Here is a 16,866-nt window from a genome sequence, read left to right on the forward strand (position 1 = left end):
GCGATCATGGCCTCGATCTCGATCCGCAACCTCACCAAACGCTACGGCAATTTCACCGTGATCCCCGATCTCAATCTGGAGATCGCGGACCACGAATTCGTCGTGTTCGTCGGCCCGTCCGGCTGCGGCAAGTCGACCTTGCTGCGGATCATCGCGGGCCTCGAGCCGATCTCGTCGGGCGATCTCTATATCGGCGACAAGCGCGTCAACGGCGTGCAGGCCGCGCAGCGCGACATCGCCATGGTGTTCCAGGATTACGCGCTCTATCCGCACATGCGGGTCTACGACAACATGTCGTTTGCGCTGGAATTGCGGGGCACGCCGAAGGCGGAGATCGACGCGCGGGTGAAGCGCGCCGCCGCTCTGCTGCACATCGAGCCTTATCTGGACCGAAAGCCGAAGGAGCTCTCCGGCGGCCAGCGCCAGCGCGTCGCGATGGGCCGCGCCATCGTGCGCAATCCCAAGGCGTTCCTGTTCGACGAGCCGCTCTCCAACCTCGACGCCAAGCTGCGCGGGCAGGTGCGCGCCGAGATCAAGGCGCTGTCGCAGGAGCTGAAGACCACCATGGTCTTCGTGACCCACGACCAGATCGAGGCCATGACCATGGCCGACCGGATCGTGGTGCTCCAGAGCGGCACGATCCAGCAATACGACACGCCGGAGACGGTCTATGAGCGGCCGGCCAACCAGTTCGTCGCGGGCTTCATCGGTTCGCCCGCGATGAACTTCTTCCCGGTCGAATGGCGCCAGGAGCGCGCGATCCTTTCGCAAGGTGGAACGTTGGTGCCGCTGGACGGAGAGACCGCAGCCCGCCTGAGCAAGGCCGGCGACGCCGTGCTGGGCATTCGCCCCGAGCATTTCGCCGTCGCGCCCGACGCCGCCGATGGCATCGCCATCAATGTCAGGCTGGTCGAGCCGCTCGGTTCGGACACGCTGATTCATTTCGATCTCGCCGGCGTCTCCGCCATCGCGCGGGTCGATCCGTCACTGCGGCCGAAGGTCGGCGATCGGCTCAGCCTCCGTCCGCAGCCGGGCAAGACGCATCTGTTCGATGCCGCCAACGGACAGGTTTTGCGGTGAGCGCGTCGGCGAACATCGGTGATCTCTCGGCGCTGGCCGACGTCGCGTCCGGCGCAAGGCCCGTGCGCGTGATCTGCCTCGGGCTGTCGGCGCTCGACCAGGTCTGGCGCGTCGATCGGCCGTTCGCGGGTGGAAGTGAGAAGATCAAGGCCACCGGCTATGGCACGCTCGGCGGCGGCATGGCCGCCAATGCGAGCGTCGCGGTGGCAAAGCTTGGCGCGTCCGTCGCGTTCTGGGGGCGGGCAGGGAATGATGCCGCCGGGCATGAGATGAAGTCGGCCTTCACCGCTGAAGGCGTCGATGTCGAGAACTTTCGGCTGTTTCCGGATGGCCGCTCGTCGGTGTCAGGCGTCATCGTCGACAGCCACGGCGAGCGGCAGATAGTGAACTTTCGCGGCCTTTATCCTGAAGCCGCGGACTGGCTTCCGCTCGAAGCAGTCGCCCGCGCATCGTCCGTGCTGGCCGACCCGCGCTGGGTCGAGGGCGCCGCGACGCTGTTCCGCGAGGCGCGGGCGCGCGGCATCCCGACGGTGCTTGATGGCGACATGGCCGAACCTGAAGTGTTCGAGCGGCTGCTGCCGCTGACCGATCACGCGATTTTCTCCGAGCCCGCGCTCGCCGCCTTTGCCGGTTCCTCCGATGATAAATCTCTGGCCGCGCTCGCGCGCTTCGGCTGTCGCGTCATCGCCGTCACGCGCGGCGAGGGCGGCGTGAGCTGGTACGAGGACGGCCAGCTGCACCGGCAGGCCGCCTATGTCGTCGATGTCGTCGACACCACGGGCGCGGGCGACGTCTTCCACGGCGCCTATGCGCTGGCGATCGGCGCCGGCTTGGAGGTGCGCGCCGCGATGGCGTTCTCGGCGGCCACGGCCGCCATGAAATGCCGCCACGCCGGCGGCCGCAACGGAATCCCCGATATCAACGAGTGTCTAGTATTTATGAGGACGAAGCCATGAGAACGATTGGAAAGAACCGCGGCCTGGCAAGGCTTGCTGACGCGGACGGCCACTTTCGCATGGTCGCGCTGGATCAGCGACCGCCACTGTTCGATGCTATCGCGAAGGCAAGAGGCATCACGCGGGAGCAGGTCGAATATTCCGACGTCACGGCGGCCAAGCGCCTCCTCGTCGAAAACCTTGCGCCGCATTGCAGCTCGATGCTGTTCGATCCGAATTTCGCCGTGCCTGCCGCGATCGATCTGCTGCCGCCGCGCTGCGGCCTGATCATGACGCTGGAAGAGCACCGCGTCGAAGAGACCGCGGGCGGCCGCAAGTCGCGCGCCATCACCAACTGGAGCGTGGAGAAGATCCGCGCCATGGGCGGCGACGCCGTCAAGGTGCTGGCCTGGTACCGGCCTGACGCCGATGCCGCGGTGAACGAGCATCAGAAGAAGTTCGTGCGCGAGATCGGCGAGGACTGCGCCCGCCACGACATTCCCTATGTGCTCGAGCTGCTGGTCTATCCGTTCCTCGGCAGCGCCAATCATACCGCAGACTACGTAGAATCGCCGGGCAAGCTGCCCGGTCTCGTGATCGACAGCGTGCGCGAGTTTGCCAAGCCCGAATACAACGTCGATCTTCTCAAGCTGGAGAGCCCGCTGGCGGCCAATAGCCTGCCGGCCCGCGACGGCAGCGCGGAGGCGAAAGCCGCGCAGAAGGAGTTCGATGCGATCGGCGATATTTGCCGCGCGCGCAACATCCCTTGGGTGCTGCTATCGGGCGGCGCTGCGCCGGAGAAATTCGAGCGTGTGCTCGACTACTCCTATGCCGCGGGCGCGAGCGGCTTCCTGGCGGGTCGCACCATCTGGCTCGATGCCGTCCTGAAGAACTTCCCGGACCGCGCAGCGGTGTCAGCAAGCCTGCGCAAGGATGGTCTCAACGTGCTGGAACGGCTCAGCGAGCTGACCACGGCCAAGGGCACGGCGTGGAAAGCGCGTTATCCCGTCTTCACCGATATCAAGCAGGAAGGTGACTTCGCGCGCGCCTATTGAGATGGTAGCGGTTCCGCGTGGTCTCATCCCGATCGCAGGATCTGCAACATGACCGACAGCTTCACCATCCGCTCGATCGAGGCGTTCTGCTATCGCTACCCGCTGGCAACGCCGGTGGTGACCTCGTTCGGCAAGATGCTCAACCGTCCCGCCGTCTTCGTTCGCGTGATCGACGAAGACGGCGTCGAGGGCTGGGGCGAAGCCTGGTCGAACTTTCCAGCGCCGGGTGCCGAGCATCGCGCCCGGCTCGTCAACGAGGTGCTTGCGCCGGGCCTCGTCGGGCGCAGGTTCGACGGTCCCGGCCAGGCCTTCGAGGCTCTGACGAAGGGCACCGAGGTCCTCGCCCTTCAATGCGGCGAGCCCGGTCCGTTTGCGCAGGCGATATCAGGTATCGATCTCGCGCTGTGGAACCTCTCCGCACGACGCCAACGCCAGCCGCTGTGGCGGCTTCTCGGCGGGCAGTCGCGCAGGATCAAGGTCTATGCCAGCGGCATCAATCCCGGCGGCGCGGCGCAGACGGCGATGGCCGCGCTCGAGCGCGGCCATCGCGCGTTGAAGCTGAAGGTCGGCTTCGGAGCCGAGACTGACCTCGCCAATCTGACCGCGCTGCGCGCCATCGTCGGTACGGGCATGCTCGCCACCGACGCCAATCAGGGCTGGTCGGTGGATCAGGCACTGGAAATGCTGCCGCACCTCGGCGCATTCGATTTGCGCTGGCTGGAGGAGCCGATCCGCGCCGACCGGCCGCGCGAGGAATGGCGCAGGCTGCGCGCGGCCGCGAAGATGCCGATTGCCGCCGGTGAGAACATTTCCAGCTTGGAAGACTTCAAGGAGGTCCTCGCAGAAGACGTGCTCGGCGTGGTCCAGCCCGACATCGCGAAATGGGGCGGGCTCAGCGCCTGCGCCGCAATCGCGCGCGACATTCTGAAATCGGGCAAGACGTTCTGCCCGCATTATCTCGGCGGCGGCATCGGACTGCTGGCCTCGGCGCATCTGCTCGCCGGCATCGGCGGCGACGGCTGGCTCGAGGTCGACGCCAACGACAATCCGCTGCGCGATCGGTTCTGCGGTGCCGTTGCCAATGTCACTGATGGTACGATCATCCTCGGCGAGGAACCGGGGCTCGGGTTCACGCCAGACCTGACAGGGATCGCGAACTATCGCAGCCTGTAGACGGCTCCGACACCGGCGTCGCCGCGCACCGCGCCGGCGAGTTTCCCCTTGCGTTCTATTCCTTGTCGCGGAAAGCTCCCGGGACGATGGGCAGCCGCATCACATTTCATAGCGGCGGCCCGAGCCATGTCCTGTTGCGCTTGAAAATCAAAGTTCGTTCTGCTCATTAGAGGGCTGAAATTGCGCTGCAACATGCGCAAAAAAGCCCATCGACTAAAGTCGATAGTCAGCGAGGAAACGAAATTATGCGCAAGCTCACTTTGGCCATTGCCGTGATCGCCCCGATGCTCGGTCATGCCGCGTCGGCCGAGGACACCATCAAGATCGGCTATATCGATCCGCTCTCGGGCGGCGGCGCCAGCGTCGGCGAAGGTGGTTTGAAGACATTCCAGTATCTGGCCGACGAGCTCAACGCCAAGGGCGGCATCCTTGGCAAGAAGATCGAGATCGTTCCGCTCGACAACAAGACCAATCCGCAGGAGAGCCTGGTGCAGGCCCAGAAGGCGATCGACGCCGGGGTCCACTACATCACGCAGGGCAACGGCTCGTCCGTCGCCGCGGCGCTGTCGGATTTCGTCACCAAGAACAACACGCGCAATCCCGGCAAGGAAGTCCTGTACTTCAACTACGCCGCCGTCGATCCGAGCCTGACCAACGAGAAGTGCAGCTTCTGGCATTTCCGCTGGGATGCGAGCTCGGACATCAAGATGGAGGCGCTCACCAGCTACATGAAGGACGTCCCGTCGATCAAGAAGGTGTATCTGATCAACCAGGACTATTCGTTCGGTCAGTCCGTCCGCACCGATGCGCGCAAGATGCTCGGCGCCAAGCGCCCCGACATCCAGATCGTCGGCGACGAGCTGCACCCGCTGCTCAAGGTCACCGACTTCTCGCCCTACATCGCCAAGATCAAGGCGTCCGGCGCCGACAGCGTCGTCACCGGCAATTGGGGCCAGGACATCGCGCTGCTGCTCAAGGCCGCCGCGGATGCCGGTCTGAAGGTCAACTGGTACACCTATTATGCGGGTGGCGCCGGCGGTCCGACCGCGATCAAGCAGACCGGTCTCGATCACCAGGTCTTCCAGATCACCGAGGGCTTCGCCAATTCGGGCAACCAGGCCGCGATGGACTTCGAGAAGTCCTTCCGCGCCAAGGCCAACATGTCGCTTTGGTATCCGCGTGCGGTCAACGAGATGCGCATGTTCAAGGCCGCGGCCGAGAAGGCCAATTCGATCGAACCCGTGAAGGTGGCGGCGGCGCTTGAGGATCTGAAGTTCGAGGTTCTCGACGGCGGCCAGGGTCTGATGCGCAAGGACGACCACCAGTTCTTCCAGCCGATCTACATCTCCTCCTTCGGTAAGCTCGCCGCCAACGAGCCGTTCGACGAGGAGAACACCGGTTGGGGCTGGCACCTGGTCTCGAAGGTCGACACGCCGCAGGCCATGGTCTCCACGACCTGCAAGATGGTGCGGCCGTAATCACGACATCCGTCGTTTTCCCGCGGCCGCCATCGGTCGCGGGAAAATGGCGGCCGGACGACGTTTGATTGGACGATGTTCACCCGGGGCCATTAGGCCCCGGCCGGAGACGAGTGCGCTGTGCTTGAACTCATTGTCATTTCGACCCTGAACGGTGTGCTGTTCGGCATGCTGCTGTTCCTGCTGTCGAGCGGGCTGACCGTCATCTTCAGCATGATGGGCGTGCTCAACTTCGCCCATGCCAGCTTCTACATGCTCGGCGCGTTCTTCGGCTTCCAGCTCACCAAGTGGATCGGCTTCTGGCCGGCGCTGGTGCTCGCGCCGCTGCTGGTCGGTGCGATCGGCATGGCGGTGGAGCGCTACGGCCTGCGCAACACCCATAAGCACGGCCATGTCGCTGAATTGCTGCTGACGTTTGGTCTGGCGTTTGCGATCGAGGAAATCGTCTCGATGATCTGGGGCAAGAGCCCGGTCGACTACCGCGTCCCGGCGCTGCTCGACTTCCCGGCCTTCACGATCTTCTCGACCAACTATCCCGCCTACAAGATCTTCATGCTGGCCGTGTCGGTCGTGATCTTCGTCGCGCTCCTGATCGTGCTCAAGCGCACCCGCGTCGGCCTGATCGTGCAGGCGGCGTTGACGCATCCGCACATGGTCGGGCATCTCGGCCACAATGTCGGGCGCGTGTTCATGGTGGTGTTCGGCGTCGGCAGCGCGCTCGCCGGCATTGCCGGCGTCATTGCCGGTCCGGCCCTGGTGACGCAGTCGGACATGGCCGCGGCACTCGGTCCCATCCTGTTCGTCGTCATCGTGTTCGGCGGCCTCGGCTCCTTGCCCGGCGCTTTCATCGCCTCGCTGGTCATCGGCCTGGTGCAGACCTTTGCGGTGGCGCTGAACGGCTCGCTGGCGAGTGCATTCGGACCGCTCGATCCGTCGGCGGGGCCGTCCGTGCTCACCGACATCTGGAATGTCACGATCGCGCAGGTCGCGCCGATCGTTCCCTATATGCTGCTGGTGCTCATTCTGATCGTTCGCCCCATGGGCCTGATGGGGACGCGCGAGTCATGACGACTGTAAAGAGTTCGGCATCGAAGGACACCGCGACGCCCGCCGGCGGCAGCCTGCGCTTCTATGGTGTCTGGCTGATGGGGATCGCCGCGCTGATCGTCCTGCCGATGATCTTCTCCTCCGGCGGCTCGCTGACGTCGTTCAGCCTGATCGGCATCGCGATCGTCTTCGCGCTCTCCTACAATATCCTGCTCGGCCAGACCGGCCTGTTGTCGTTCGGCCACGCCGTGCACTACGGTCTCGGCGGCTTCGCGGCCTGTCACATGATGAACGCCGTGGTCTCGCACGGCTGGCCGATCCCGCTGCCGTTCATCCCGCTGTTCGGCGGGATCGGTGGTCTGGTTTTCGCGATCATCATCGGCTGGGTCATGACCAAGCGCGCCGGCACCGTGTTTGCGATGATCTCGCTCGGCATCGGCGAATTGGTGGCGTCGTCCTCGCTGATCCTGCGTTCGGTGTTCGGCGGCGAAGCCGGCATCACCACAGATCGCACCGCGCTGCCCAAGATGTTCGGCTGGTCGTTCGGGCCGCAGCTTCAGGTGTACTATTTGATCGCGTTCTGGCTGGTGCTGTCGGCGATCGCGATGTACGCGCTGACGCGGACGCCGCTCGGGCGGATCAGCAACGCGGTCCGCGACAATCCCGAGCGCGTCCAGTTCATCGGCTACGATCCTCACGTGGTCCGCTATCTCGCCTTCTGCTTTGCCGGGTTCTTCGCCGGCGTCGCCGGTGGCCTCGCCGCGATCAATTTCGAGATCGCGAACTCCGCCTATCTCGGCGCGATCCAGTCCGGCCTCGTGCTGTTCTCCACCTTCATCGGCGGCACCGCCTATTTCTTCGGCCCGATCCTCGGCGCGATCCTCGTCACCTATCTCCAGCTCGGGCTGACCAGCGTCACCAGCGTCTGGCAGCTCTATTTCGGCATCATCTTCATCGGAATCGTGATGTTCTCGCCCGGCGGCATCGCCGGCCTGCTGATGATGCACCGGCCGCTGGTTCGCGCGGGAACGTTGTGGACCGTGATCCCGTCCTATCTCGTCGCTGTTGTGCCGACCGTGGCGCTCGCCTGCGGCGTCATCCTGACCATCGAGACGGTCGCGCGCTATTCCGGCGGCGAAGCCATCAACCTGTTTGGCATTCCCTTCAACCCGAAATCGCCGGTGACATGGATTTCTGCCGCGGTCCTCGTGGTCGGCGGCGCGTTCGTCGCGCGGATGACTTGGCGGCGGATTGCGGACGCGTGGGACAGGGCTGCGACTGTCGCCCGTGACCGGGGGTATCTGGCATGAGCGAAGCCAAGGCCACAGCCATCGAAGTCCGCGCCGTCGAAAAGCGCTTCGGCAATGTCGGCATCATCCGTGACCTCAATCTCAGCGTCACCAAAGGCGAGCGTCACGCCGTCATCGGTCCGAATGGCGCCGGAAAATCCACGACGTTCAACCTGATCAGCGGCCACATCCAGCCGACCTCGGGCGAGGTGAAGCTGAACGGCGATGTGATCTCGGGTCTGCGGCCGTTCGAGATCAACCGGCGCGGCCTGTCGCGCTCGTTCCAGGTCACCAACGTGTTCGCCCGCATGTCGGTCTGGGAGAACGTCCGCTGTGCCGTGCTGTGGGCGACGGGACATCGCTACGCCTTCTGGAAGAACGTCGACAGCCTGCCGGAGGTGCGCGAACGCACGGCGCAGATCCTCGATGACATCCATCTGACGCATCGGCGCGACGTTCCGGCGGGACTTCTGACCTACGCCGAGCAGCGCGAGCTCGAGATCGGCATCACCATCGCGAGCGGGGCGACCGTCGTCATGCTGGACGAGCCGACCGCCGGCATGAGCCACGCCGAAACCGACCGCGCGGTGGCGCTGATCCGGCGGCTGACCGAGGGCAAGACCCTCGTCATCGTCGAGCACGACATGAGCGTCGTGTTCGGCCTTGCCGACCGCATCTCGGTTCTCGTTTACGGCCACATCATCGCATCGGGCACGCCGGAAGAGATCCGGCGCGATCCGAAGGTCAAGGAAGCCTATCTCGGCGAGGAAGCGCACTGATGCTCGAGGTCAGGGATCTCCACGCCTATTACGGCAAGAGCCACATCCTTCAGGGCGTCGACCTCGATGTCGCCGCGGGTGAGGTCGTGAGCCTGCTCGGCCGCAACGGTGTCGGCCGCTCCACCACGGTCAAGGCGATCATGGGCGAGGTCGCCCCGCAAGGCACGATCCGCTTCAAGGGCAAGGACATCGCCGGCCTGCCCAGCTACAAGATCGCGCGCCTTGGCCTCGGCTATGTGCCCGAGCATCGCGACATCTTCCCGAGCCTGACGGTTCGCCAGAACCTCCTGCTCGGCGTCAAGGACACGCGCCGCCCCGGCAAATGGCGGCTGCAGGACATGCTCGACATGTTCCCCAATCTCGCCGCGCGCGCCGATACGGCCGCGGGCGTTCTGTCCGGCGGCGAGAAACAGATGCTCACGACCTGCCGGACGTTGATGGGCGACCCCGATCTCATCATGATCGACGAGCCGACCGAAGGCCTGGCGCCGCTGATCGTGCAGCAGGTCGGCGATCTCATCGCCCGCATCGCGCAGGCCGGCGTTGCGATCCTGCTGGTCGAGCAGAAGCTGTCGATCGCGATGCGCATCTCCAAGCGCGTCTACATCATGGGGCATGGCCGCGTCGTGTTCGAGGGAACGCCCGACGAGCTGAAGGCCAATGCCGCCGTGCGACAGGAATGGCTCGAGGTCTGACGCTCACTTTGTCGTGTGACGCGCCGTAAAACTGAACGGCTGCAAGCTGCGCATACGCATCTGAATTCTTCGCTACATCTCACGCTTCATAATCAAGGTATCGTCGCACTCGCCGGCATCGCCATCGATGCGGCCGATGAAAACCAAGAAGAAAGTGGAGGGCGCCGGCGGCAGCCTGTGAGCTCGCGCGTCGATGCGTCTTGCCTGGGAAGGAGATGCCGAGCATGCCGGGAAAACAGCTGGTCCGTGGAGCTGTCGCTCTATTGGCAATCGTGGGGGCTGCTTCGGCCGCACGCGCCGGAAATTACGACACCGGCGCGACCGATACGAGCATCAAGCTCGGGCAGACCATGCCCTATTCGGGACCGGCCTCCGCCTATTCCGCGATCGGCCGCGCCGAGATCGCCTATTTCAAGATGCTCAACGACAAGGGCGGCATCAACGGCCGCAAGGTCGAGCTGCTCAGCATGGACGACGGCTATTCGCCGTCGAAGACGGTCGAGCAGGTCAGGCGCCTCGCCGAGAGCGACGAGGTGCTGGCGATGTTCTCGATGCTCGGCACCGGCCCGAATATCGCGGCGCAGAAATATCTCAACGCCAAGAAGATCCCGCAGCTGTTCCCGTCGAGCGGCGCCAGCCGCTGGAACGATCCGCAGCATTTCCCCTGGACGACGGGTTCGCAGCCGACCTACCGGACCGAGGGACGCATCTACGCCAAGTGGATTCTGGCGAACAAGCCGAATGCCAAGATCGCCGTCATCACGCCAAACGAAGATCCGGGCCGCGACTATCTCGCCGGCTTCAAAGAAGGCCTCGGCGAGCACGTCAACCAGATCGTGTCGGAGGCCACCTACGAGACGTCGGATCCGACCGTGGATTCCCAGATCGTCAAGTTCAAGGCCGCCGGCGCCGACGTCGTCTTCAATGAGTGCACGCCGAAATTCGCGGCGCAAGCGATCAAGAAAATCGCCGAGCTCGGCTGGAAGCCGCAGATCATCCTTCCCGCCGTCTCCAACTCGGTCGGCTCCGTGCTGGTGCCGGCCGGGCTCGACAATTCCGTCGGCATCGTCACTGGCGCCTTCCAGAAGGACCCCGGCGATCCGCGCTGGGAGAATGATGCCGGCATGAAGGCCTGGCGTGAATGGATGAAGACCTACAATTCAGGCGCCGATCCCGCCGACGTCTTCAACGTCACCGGCTACACCATGGCGCAGATCATGGAGCTGGTGCTGCAGCGCGCCGGCAACGATTTGACCCGCGCGAACCTGATGAAGCAGACGCAATCCTTCAAGGACATCGAGCTGCCGATGCTGCTGCCGGGCATCAAGCTGAACACTTCGGCCGAACAGGTGACGCCGATCCGTCAGTTGCAGATGGCGCGGTTCAACGGCAAGTCCTGGGAGCTGTTCGGCGACGTGCTCGGCGAATAGGATCGACGTCTCGTGACAGGCGGGCAGGGCATCAGCCTTGCCCGCTTGCAATTGCCCCACTCGACCTTCCTCCAGCCACAGTGAAAAGACGATGACAGCGACCGGCCCCCTCAGCGGTATCCGCGTTCTCGATCTGACGAGCGTGCTGTTCGGTCCCTATGCCGCGCAGATGCTCGGTGACTGGGGCGCCGATGTCATCAAGGTCGAGCCGCCCGCCGGCGACACCTGGCGTTATACCGGCGTGTTCCGGAATCGCGGCATGAGCGGCCAATTCATGGCGGTCAACCGCAACAAGCGCAGCCTGGCGCTCGATCTGAAGCATCCGGACGGCAAGGCCGCGCTGGCCAGGCTGATCCCGACGGTCGATGCGCTCGTCACCAATGTGCGGCCTGCGGCGATGGCGCGGCTCGGCTTCGGCTATGAAGCCTGCGCAAAACTCAACCCGCGGCTGATCTATGCTGCCGCGACCGGCTTCGGCCAGGACGGCCCGTGGGCGGCGCGCCCCGCCTTCGACGAGATCATCCAGGCCGCGTCAGGCCTGGCGTCCTCGATCGGATCGGACGAGGAGCCGGAATTCATCCCGAGCCTCGTCGGCGACAAGATCTGCGCCATGGCGATGGTCGGCGCGGTGTCCGCGGCTCTGTTCCGGCGCGAGCGAACCGGGCAGGGCCAGATGGTCGAGGTGCCGATGCTGGAGACGATCGCGGGCTTCAACAGCATCGAGATGCTGGGCGGGCACGCCTTCGATCCGCCGATCGGCCCGACCGGCTACAAGCGGATGAAGAACCGGCGCCCGGTGCAGACCAAGGACGGCTGGCTGACGATGCTGCCTTATTCCGGGGACAATTGGTGCGCCTTCTTCGAGGCCGTCGGCCGCCCCGAACTGAGCGACGAGCTCGGCGTGCGCGATCCGGTGCTGCGCTCGCAAAACATCGACAAGATCTACGACCGCATGAGCGAGATCGGCCCGACCCGCACCACGGCGGAGTGGGAAGAGCTGTTGCTGGGGCTGGACGTGCCGCACACCGCCTTTGCCCGGCTCACCGAGATCGGTGAGCAGCCGCATCTTGCGGCGGTCGGGCTGTTTGCGGATATCGATCATCCTACCGAAGGACGGATCCGGCAGGCGCGGCCCGCGACGAAGTTCTCGGAAAGCCCGGCCGGTATCCATCGCATGGCGCCGCGCCTCGGCGAGCACTCGCGCGAGGTGCTCCGCGAGGCCGGCCTGAGCGAGGCCGAAATCCAGGCGTTCGTCGACAGCAAGGCGGTTGGTGTCGCCCCTTGAGCCGGTCGGTGCTCAGGGACCGTCACACATCTCTGTGATGACGGTCACATCCTGCTGCTTCGAGCAGGTCTAGTATGGGGTTGTTCATCAAAGCCCGGATTCGATCATGGCCACGACCGATCTTGCCTTCGTTTTGCGCAAGCTGGGTCTTGCCGCCGCTCTCATCTGTGTCCTCCTCAGCCTCACAGTGTTCGCAGTGTTGCTCGTGAGGGAGCATGACCCGGTCGGGCAGGCTGCCTTGCGGGCTCTGCCCCTCATGGCCTTTGCGTTATTCGGCGTGTTCGGCGCTGCAATGACGCGGCTGATCGGGCGTCGGACCTGTTAGCGGCGCCAAAACCGGACATTCTGCCGCAGCGATTCGCCGCCAGCTCCGGACCAGCCCCGGCTCCGGGCCATCTTCCGCCTTTCCAAGCCGTCGTATATGAGAGATTTGCCGCCGGACCGGACTGAATATTGCCGGATACGGAACGCAAGGTGGCTGCGATTTCTTAATCCAGAGATCGCAATCTCAGACTTAAGGCGCGGACTGGTACTGGACCGGGGTATGGCATGAAAGACCTGATGACGACGGCGCAATCCACCACGGCGATGCGGCGTTGGCGGCCTCCCGGACTCGTTGCGCTGGCTGCGGTCGCCGCCCTGACGGCGCTGACCGGCAGCGCCGAGGCGGCCAAGCAGGCGCGCCAGCCGGTCGAGGCGGTGGCGCCGCGCGAGGCCGGTGAACCGATCATGGCGATCGTGTCGATCAAGAGCCAGCAGGTCACCTTCTACGATGCCGACGGCTGGATCCTGCGCGCGCCGGTCTCCACCGGTACCACGGGCCGAGAGACGCCGGCCGGCGTCTTCGCCATCGTCGAGAAGGACAAGGACCACCGCTCGACCATGTATGACGATGCCTGGATGCCGAACATGCAGCGCATCACCTGGAACGGCATCGCGCTGCATGGCGGGCCGCTGCCCGGCTATGCCGCCTCGCACGGCTGCGTGCGCATGCCCTTCAATTTCGCCGAGGGCCTGTTCGACAAGACGAACATCGGAATGCGGGTGATCATCTCCCCGAACGACGCGGCTCCGATCGATTTCACTCATCCCTCGTTGTTCGTGCCGAAGCGCGAGGCCATCGCGGCAGTGCCGAGCCGGGCCGACAAGCTCTCTGCCGAAGCCGAGGAGGCGACCCAGGCCGCCGCCGAAGCCAAGAAAGCTGCGGCCGCAGCCGCGAAGGAGGCCGCGTCGCTTCCCGCGTCGCTGCGCAAGCTGGAACAGCAGAAGGCCAAGGCCGATGCCGAGCTCGCCTTCGCGGACAAGAAGGTCGCAGGTGCAAAGACCGATCAGGCGCGGGCACAGGCCGAGGAGTTGAAGCAGAAGGTTGCCACCAAGGCCGCAGACGCAGCATCGGCGCTCGATGCCGCCAAGGCCGCCGCGCAGCCGAAGCGCGACGCCGTCGCTGCCACGAAAGAAGCCGCGAAGGTCGCGGCAACCAGGAAGGCCGATGCGGTGACGGCTGCGACCGACGCCAAGCTCGCGCTCGAGCCGGTCTCGGTCTACATCAGCCGCGCGACGCAGAAGCTCTATGTGCGGCGGAACACGCACAAGCCGGCGCCGGATGGCGGCGGCGAGGTGTTCGACACCAGCATCGAGGTCCCCGTCACGATCCGCAATCCCGACCAGCCGCTCGGCACGCACATCTTCACCGCGATGGCGAAGACCGATACCGGCCTGCGCTGGAGCGTGGTCACGATCGAAAGCGGCGACGACGCCAAGGACGCGCTCGACCGCATCACCATCCCGCGGGACGTTTGGGATCGCATCGGGCCGACCGCATTGCCGCGCTCGTCCATCATCATCTCGGACGAGCCGTTGAGCGCCGAGACCAACTACCGCACCGAGTTCGTCGCGGTGCTGAGCAATCATCCGCAGGGCGGCTTCATCACGCGCAAGCCGACCGCGCCGCCTCCCATGGACGTTGCCAGCGACGACAGCTGGGCCAATGGCGGCAACGGCTTCGGCTTCTTCTTCCAGCAGCGCGATCAATATCCGCAGCCCGTCAATCCGCGCCGGCGCGGCCAGTACCAGTATTATCAGCCGGCGCAACCGATGCAGCGGAGTTTTTGGTAAGGCGCGGCAGACCGGGGCCCGCAATTACCGGCGGGCTTCGATCACGATAGCCTGGATCTTGCCCTCGACCGCACCGGATCCGTGGCGCGTTCGGAGCGCCTCGGCAACGAAGTCGGTTGCAGCCTGAAGCTTGCTGGCATCCCTGGCCTCGATCTCGCTGCGCAGCGGCGTGCCCTGGCAGAGCGCGATCGCGACGTACTCGGCCGACGGCGCGCGGCTGATTTCGGATCGCGTTTCGATCGCGATGTCGCGGAAGCCCGCACGTTCGAGGTCGGCGCTGATGACGGCCTTGTCGTGATAGCCGTGCGGCGTCCGGATCATGAAGCGCGGGGGATCGTCGGGAAACATCTTGCCGAGCGCGGCAGTCGCTTCTTGCGAGAGCACATTGTCCTCGATGCGATCCCAGACGTTGAACACGAACGTGCCGCCGTCCTTCAGGACGCGCTTCACCTCCTCGTAAGCTTTGACACGGTCCGGAAAGAACATCGCGCCGAACTGGCAGCAGACCAAGTCGAACTCGGCGTCGCCGAACGGCAGCGCCATTGCATCCGCCTGGCGCCAGCTGATGCGATCGTCACCCACCTGACGCTGCGCGGCGACTGCAAGCATCGGCTCGTTGAGGTCGGTCGCGACGTAACGGACGCCGCGCGGCAACGCCGCCGCCACGGCGCGCGTGACGGCGCCGGTGCCGGCTGCGATCTCGAGCAGCGTGGAGGGGGCTCGCGCGGCGACGCGCCTTGCGATGTCCTCCGCATAGACGGAGAAGATCATCGGCACCAGATATTCGTCGTAGAGCTTCGGGATCGAGCCGGCGAAAACCTTGTCAGTGCTAGACATGCTTGCCTCGCTGAAGGTTCGGACACGAGGCTCATGCTACCATGGATCGCAGTCTCACCGCACCGGCAGCTTGTTCCGGTCGCAATCCAGCGATCGGATTTAAGGTTTCGCGCCGCCGACCTCGCGGATCGCTCGCGTGCCGTCCCAGTTCATCGCCGCCTGCCGGACCTTCTCGAAGAACGGCCCCTTGGTGCCGCTGATGTCGGAGATCTCGACGATGGTTCCTGGATGCGCCTGCGTGTCGAAATAGGCAAAGCGCCCCTTGTCGCCGCCGATCTGGCCCTCATGGCCGACCTTGTAGCCGAGCCCGATCGCTCTGTCGTAGAGCGCCTGGTAGTCGTGGCTCCAATAGGACATGTGCTGCAGGCCTTCGTGGCCGGCGTCCAGAAACTCCTTGTACAGCGAGGGCGCGTCGTTGCGCTGCTGGATCAGCTCGATCTGGAGATCGCCGGAATTGGCCAGCGCAATGCTCATCTCGACCGCGGAATCCTGGCCGCGATGGCGGAACCAGTCGGTCTTGACGCGGTCCATGTAGTACCAGGGACCGACGCCCATCACATCGATCCAGTGCGTCATCGCGGCCTGGATGTCCCGCACCACATATCCGTTCTGGCGCACCGCGCCGAAGATGCGGCTCATGCCCGCGCTCCCTTACTCATCTTGCCCACTTGACCTCGATTCACTTCACTTCACTTCACTTCACCTCAATGCCTGCGTCCTTGGCAACCTGCTTCCAGGCCGCGATGTCCCGGGCGTTGATGTCACGCTGCTCGTCGCCGGGCACGAATTGCGGCGTGATGCCGAGCCCCAGCAGCTTCTGCTTCACCTCGGCATCGCCGAGCGCGTCCTTCAGCGCCGCGGACAGTTTTTGCGCGACCGGCGGTGCGAGTCCCGCCGGCGCATACATCGCCCATGACAGGCTGCGGTCGAACGCCACGCCCTGTTCCTTGTAGGTCGCGACCTCAGGCAGGCTCGGCGAGCGCTCGCCACAGGCGGCCAGCGCCTTGATCGAGCCGTCCTTGACGAGCGGCGTCGCGGTCGCCATGTCGAGCGTCGCCAGCGAAATGTGGCCGCCGAGCAGGTCGCCCGCAAGCTTTGCAATGCCGTTGAACGGCACATGCTCCATCTTGATGCCGGTCTGCTGCATCAGGATTTCCGCGCAGAATTGGCCGGTCGAGCCGACGCCCCAGCTGCCGTACTGGATCGGTTCGCCCTTCCTGGCCAGCGCGATCAGGCTCTTGATGTCATTGGCGGGAAAGTCCTTGGTTGCCACCAGCATGATCGAGGACGTCCCGACGCGGCCGATGGTCGTGAAATCCTTGATCGGGTCGTAGGCCAGCTTTGGATAGATCGCAGGCGCCAGCACATGCGTGGTCATGCCGCCGACCGTGATGGTGTAGCCGTCATTCGCTGATGTCGCGACCATCTGCGTGCCGAGTGTGCCGGCGGCACCCGTGTGGTTCTCGATATAGATGCTCTGTCCCAGCGTCTTGCCCATCTTGTCGGCGAGCAGCCGCCCGACCACGTCGCCGCCGCCGCCAGCCGCGTAAGGCAGCAGCATCTTGATCTTGTGCGTAGGATAGGCGGCGGGATCCTCGGCGCGCGACGGCAGCCCCGCCGACAGCAATGCGAGAAATGAAAGCGTGACGGTGCGCAGCATCATGATGG

16 protein-coding genes are annotated in these 16,866 nt (G+C 64.9%); 13 read left to right on the forward strand and 3 right to left on the reverse strand.

Going from position 1 to position 16,866, the window contains the following annotated elements:
• Positions 1 to 6: 6 nt before the first annotated feature.
• The 13 genes from NLM15_RS09120 to NLM15_RS09180 all read left to right on the forward strand — a co-directional run bounded on the left by NLM15_RS09120 (position 7) and on the right by NLM15_RS09180 (position 14,361).
• Complete coding sequence (locus NLM15_RS09120; protein WP_254116603.1) at positions 7 to 1,080, forward strand: ABC transporter ATP-binding protein; 1,074 nt, start codon at positions 7 to 9, stop codon at positions 1,078 to 1,080.
• On the forward strand, positions 1,077 to 2,036 hold the full coding sequence (locus tag NLM15_RS09125; RefSeq protein WP_254116604.1) for a PfkB family carbohydrate kinase: 960 nt from the start codon (positions 1,077 to 1,079) through the stop codon (positions 2,034 to 2,036). The genes NLM15_RS09120 and NLM15_RS09125 overlap by 4 nt, the downstream gene beginning before the upstream one ends.
• Positions 2,033 to 3,070, forward strand: a complete 1,038-nt coding sequence (locus NLM15_RS09130) for a tagatose 1,6-diphosphate aldolase (protein WP_254116605.1) — start codon at positions 2,033 to 2,035, stop codon at positions 3,068 to 3,070. The genes NLM15_RS09125 and NLM15_RS09130 overlap by 4 nt, the downstream gene beginning before the upstream one ends.
• 48 nt (positions 3,071 to 3,118) lie before the next feature.
• Positions 3,119 to 4,243, forward strand: coding sequence for a mandelate racemase/muconate lactonizing enzyme family protein (locus NLM15_RS09135; protein ID WP_254116606.1), 1,125 nt, complete (start codon positions 3,119 to 3,121; stop codon positions 4,241 to 4,243).
• 245 nt (positions 4,244 to 4,488) lie between these two features.
• A complete protein-coding gene (locus tag NLM15_RS09140) occupies positions 4,489 to 5,721 on the forward strand; it encodes a branched-chain amino acid ABC transporter substrate-binding protein (protein ID WP_254116607.1) in 1,233 nt (410 codons plus the stop codon).
• A 120-nt stretch (positions 5,722 to 5,841) separates the two neighbouring features.
• The gene (locus NLM15_RS09145; RefSeq protein ID WP_254116608.1) at positions 5,842 to 6,789 is read left to right on the forward strand and encodes a branched-chain amino acid ABC transporter permease; all 948 of its coding nucleotides are present in this window, start codon (positions 5,842 to 5,844) and stop codon (positions 6,787 to 6,789) included.
• Positions 6,786 to 8,078 carry a branched-chain amino acid ABC transporter permease gene (locus NLM15_RS09150; protein ID WP_254116609.1) on the forward strand — a complete coding sequence of 431 codons (1,293 nt, stop codon included), beginning with the start codon at positions 6,786 to 6,788 and terminating at the stop codon, positions 8,076 to 8,078. The genes NLM15_RS09145 and NLM15_RS09150 overlap by 4 nt, the downstream gene beginning before the upstream one ends.
• Complete coding sequence (locus tag NLM15_RS09155) at positions 8,075 to 8,836, forward strand: ABC transporter ATP-binding protein (protein WP_254116610.1); 762 nt, start codon at positions 8,075 to 8,077, stop codon at positions 8,834 to 8,836. Before NLM15_RS09150 ends, NLM15_RS09155 begins: the two co-directional genes overlap by 4 nt.
• Complete coding sequence (locus tag NLM15_RS09160; RefSeq protein WP_014497636.1) at positions 8,836 to 9,531, forward strand: ABC transporter ATP-binding protein; 696 nt, start codon at positions 8,836 to 8,838, stop codon at positions 9,529 to 9,531. Before NLM15_RS09155 ends, NLM15_RS09160 begins: the two co-directional genes overlap by 1 nt.
• 215 nt (positions 9,532 to 9,746) lie before the next feature.
• The gene (locus tag NLM15_RS09165; RefSeq protein WP_254116611.1) at positions 9,747 to 10,961 is read left to right on the forward strand and encodes an ABC transporter substrate-binding protein; all 1,215 of its coding nucleotides are present in this window, start codon (positions 9,747 to 9,749) and stop codon (positions 10,959 to 10,961) included.
• A 91-nt stretch (positions 10,962 to 11,052) separates the two neighbouring features.
• Entirely contained in the window at positions 11,053 to 12,246 is a 1,194-nt protein-coding gene (locus NLM15_RS09170) for a CaiB/BaiF CoA-transferase family protein (RefSeq protein ID WP_254116612.1), read from the forward strand.
• Positions 12,247 to 12,352: 106 nt separating this feature from the next.
• Positions 12,353 to 12,571 carry a hypothetical protein gene (locus NLM15_RS09175; RefSeq protein WP_254116613.1) on the forward strand — a complete coding sequence of 73 codons (219 nt, stop codon included), beginning with the start codon at positions 12,353 to 12,355 and terminating at the stop codon, positions 12,569 to 12,571.
• Between the two features lie 224 nt (positions 12,572 to 12,795).
• Positions 12,796 to 14,361 (forward strand): L,D-transpeptidase, encoded by a 1,566-nt coding sequence (locus NLM15_RS09180; protein ID WP_254116614.1) that lies wholly within the window; start codon positions 12,796 to 12,798, stop codon positions 14,359 to 14,361.
• Positions 14,362 to 14,385: 24 nt separating this feature from the next.
• On the opposite strand, the gene NLM15_RS09185 is transcribed toward NLM15_RS09180, so the two are convergent.
• From NLM15_RS09185 to NLM15_RS09195, 3 genes are all read right to left on the reverse strand, one after another.
• The gene (locus tag NLM15_RS09185) at positions 14,386 to 15,198 is read right to left on the reverse strand and encodes a class I SAM-dependent methyltransferase (RefSeq protein ID WP_254116615.1); all 813 of its coding nucleotides are present in this window, start codon (positions 15,196 to 15,198) and stop codon (positions 14,386 to 14,388) included.
• A gap of 99 nt (positions 15,199 to 15,297) precedes the next feature.
• The gene (locus NLM15_RS09190; protein WP_254116616.1) at positions 15,298 to 15,837 is read right to left on the reverse strand and encodes a VOC family protein; all 540 of its coding nucleotides are present in this window, start codon (positions 15,835 to 15,837) and stop codon (positions 15,298 to 15,300) included.
• Positions 15,838 to 15,892: 55 nt separating this feature from the next.
• Positions 15,893 to 16,861, reverse strand: coding sequence for a tripartite tricarboxylate transporter substrate binding protein (locus tag NLM15_RS09195; RefSeq protein WP_254116617.1), 969 nt, complete (start codon positions 16,859 to 16,861; stop codon positions 15,893 to 15,895).
• Between the last annotated feature and the right edge of the window lie 5 nt (positions 16,862 to 16,866).

This window comes from Bradyrhizobium sp. CCGB20 (genome assembly GCF_024199855.1).
Lineage (GTDB): Bacteria > Pseudomonadota > Alphaproteobacteria > Rhizobiales > Xanthobacteraceae > Bradyrhizobium.

Coding starts and splice junctions, on each gene's coding strand:
- NLM15_RS09120 (WP_254116603.1), top strand. CDS start 7: ATGGCCTCGATCTCGATCCGCAACCTCACCAAACGCTACGGCAATTTC.
- NLM15_RS09130 (WP_254116605.1), top strand. CDS start 2,033: ATGAGAACGATTGGAAAGAACCGCGGCCTGGCAAGGCTTGCTGACGCG.
- NLM15_RS09135 (WP_254116606.1), top strand. CDS start 3,119: ATGACCGACAGCTTCACCATCCGCTCGATCGAGGCGTTCTGCTATCGC.
- NLM15_RS09140 (WP_254116607.1), top strand. CDS start 4,489: ATGCGCAAGCTCACTTTGGCCATTGCCGTGATCGCCCCGATGCTCGGT.
- NLM15_RS09150 (WP_254116609.1), top strand. CDS start 6,786: ATGACGACTGTAAAGAGTTCGGCATCGAAGGACACCGCGACGCCCGCC.
- NLM15_RS09155 (WP_254116610.1), top strand. CDS start 8,075: ATGAGCGAAGCCAAGGCCACAGCCATCGAAGTCCGCGCCGTCGAAAAG.
- NLM15_RS09160 (WP_014497636.1), top strand. CDS start 8,836: ATGCTCGAGGTCAGGGATCTCCACGCCTATTACGGCAAGAGCCACATC.
- NLM15_RS09165 (WP_254116611.1), top strand. CDS start 9,747: ATGCCGAGCATGCCGGGAAAACAGCTGGTCCGTGGAGCTGTCGCTCTA.
- NLM15_RS09170 (WP_254116612.1), top strand. CDS start 11,053: ATGACAGCGACCGGCCCCCTCAGCGGTATCCGCGTTCTCGATCTGACG.
- NLM15_RS09175 (WP_254116613.1), top strand. CDS start 12,353: ATGGCCACGACCGATCTTGCCTTCGTTTTGCGCAAGCTGGGTCTTGCC.
- NLM15_RS09180 (WP_254116614.1), top strand. CDS start 12,796: ATGAAAGACCTGATGACGACGGCGCAATCCACCACGGCGATGCGGCGT.
- NLM15_RS09185 (WP_254116615.1), bottom strand. CDS start 15,198: ATGTCTAGCACTGACAAGGTTTTCGCCGGCTCGATCCCGAAGCTCTAC.
- NLM15_RS09190 (WP_254116616.1), bottom strand. CDS start 15,837: ATGAGCCGCATCTTCGGCGCGGTGCGCCAGAACGGATATGTGGTGCGG.
- NLM15_RS09195 (WP_254116617.1), bottom strand. CDS start 16,861: ATGATGCTGCGCACCGTCACGCTTTCATTTCTCGCATTGCTGTCGGCG.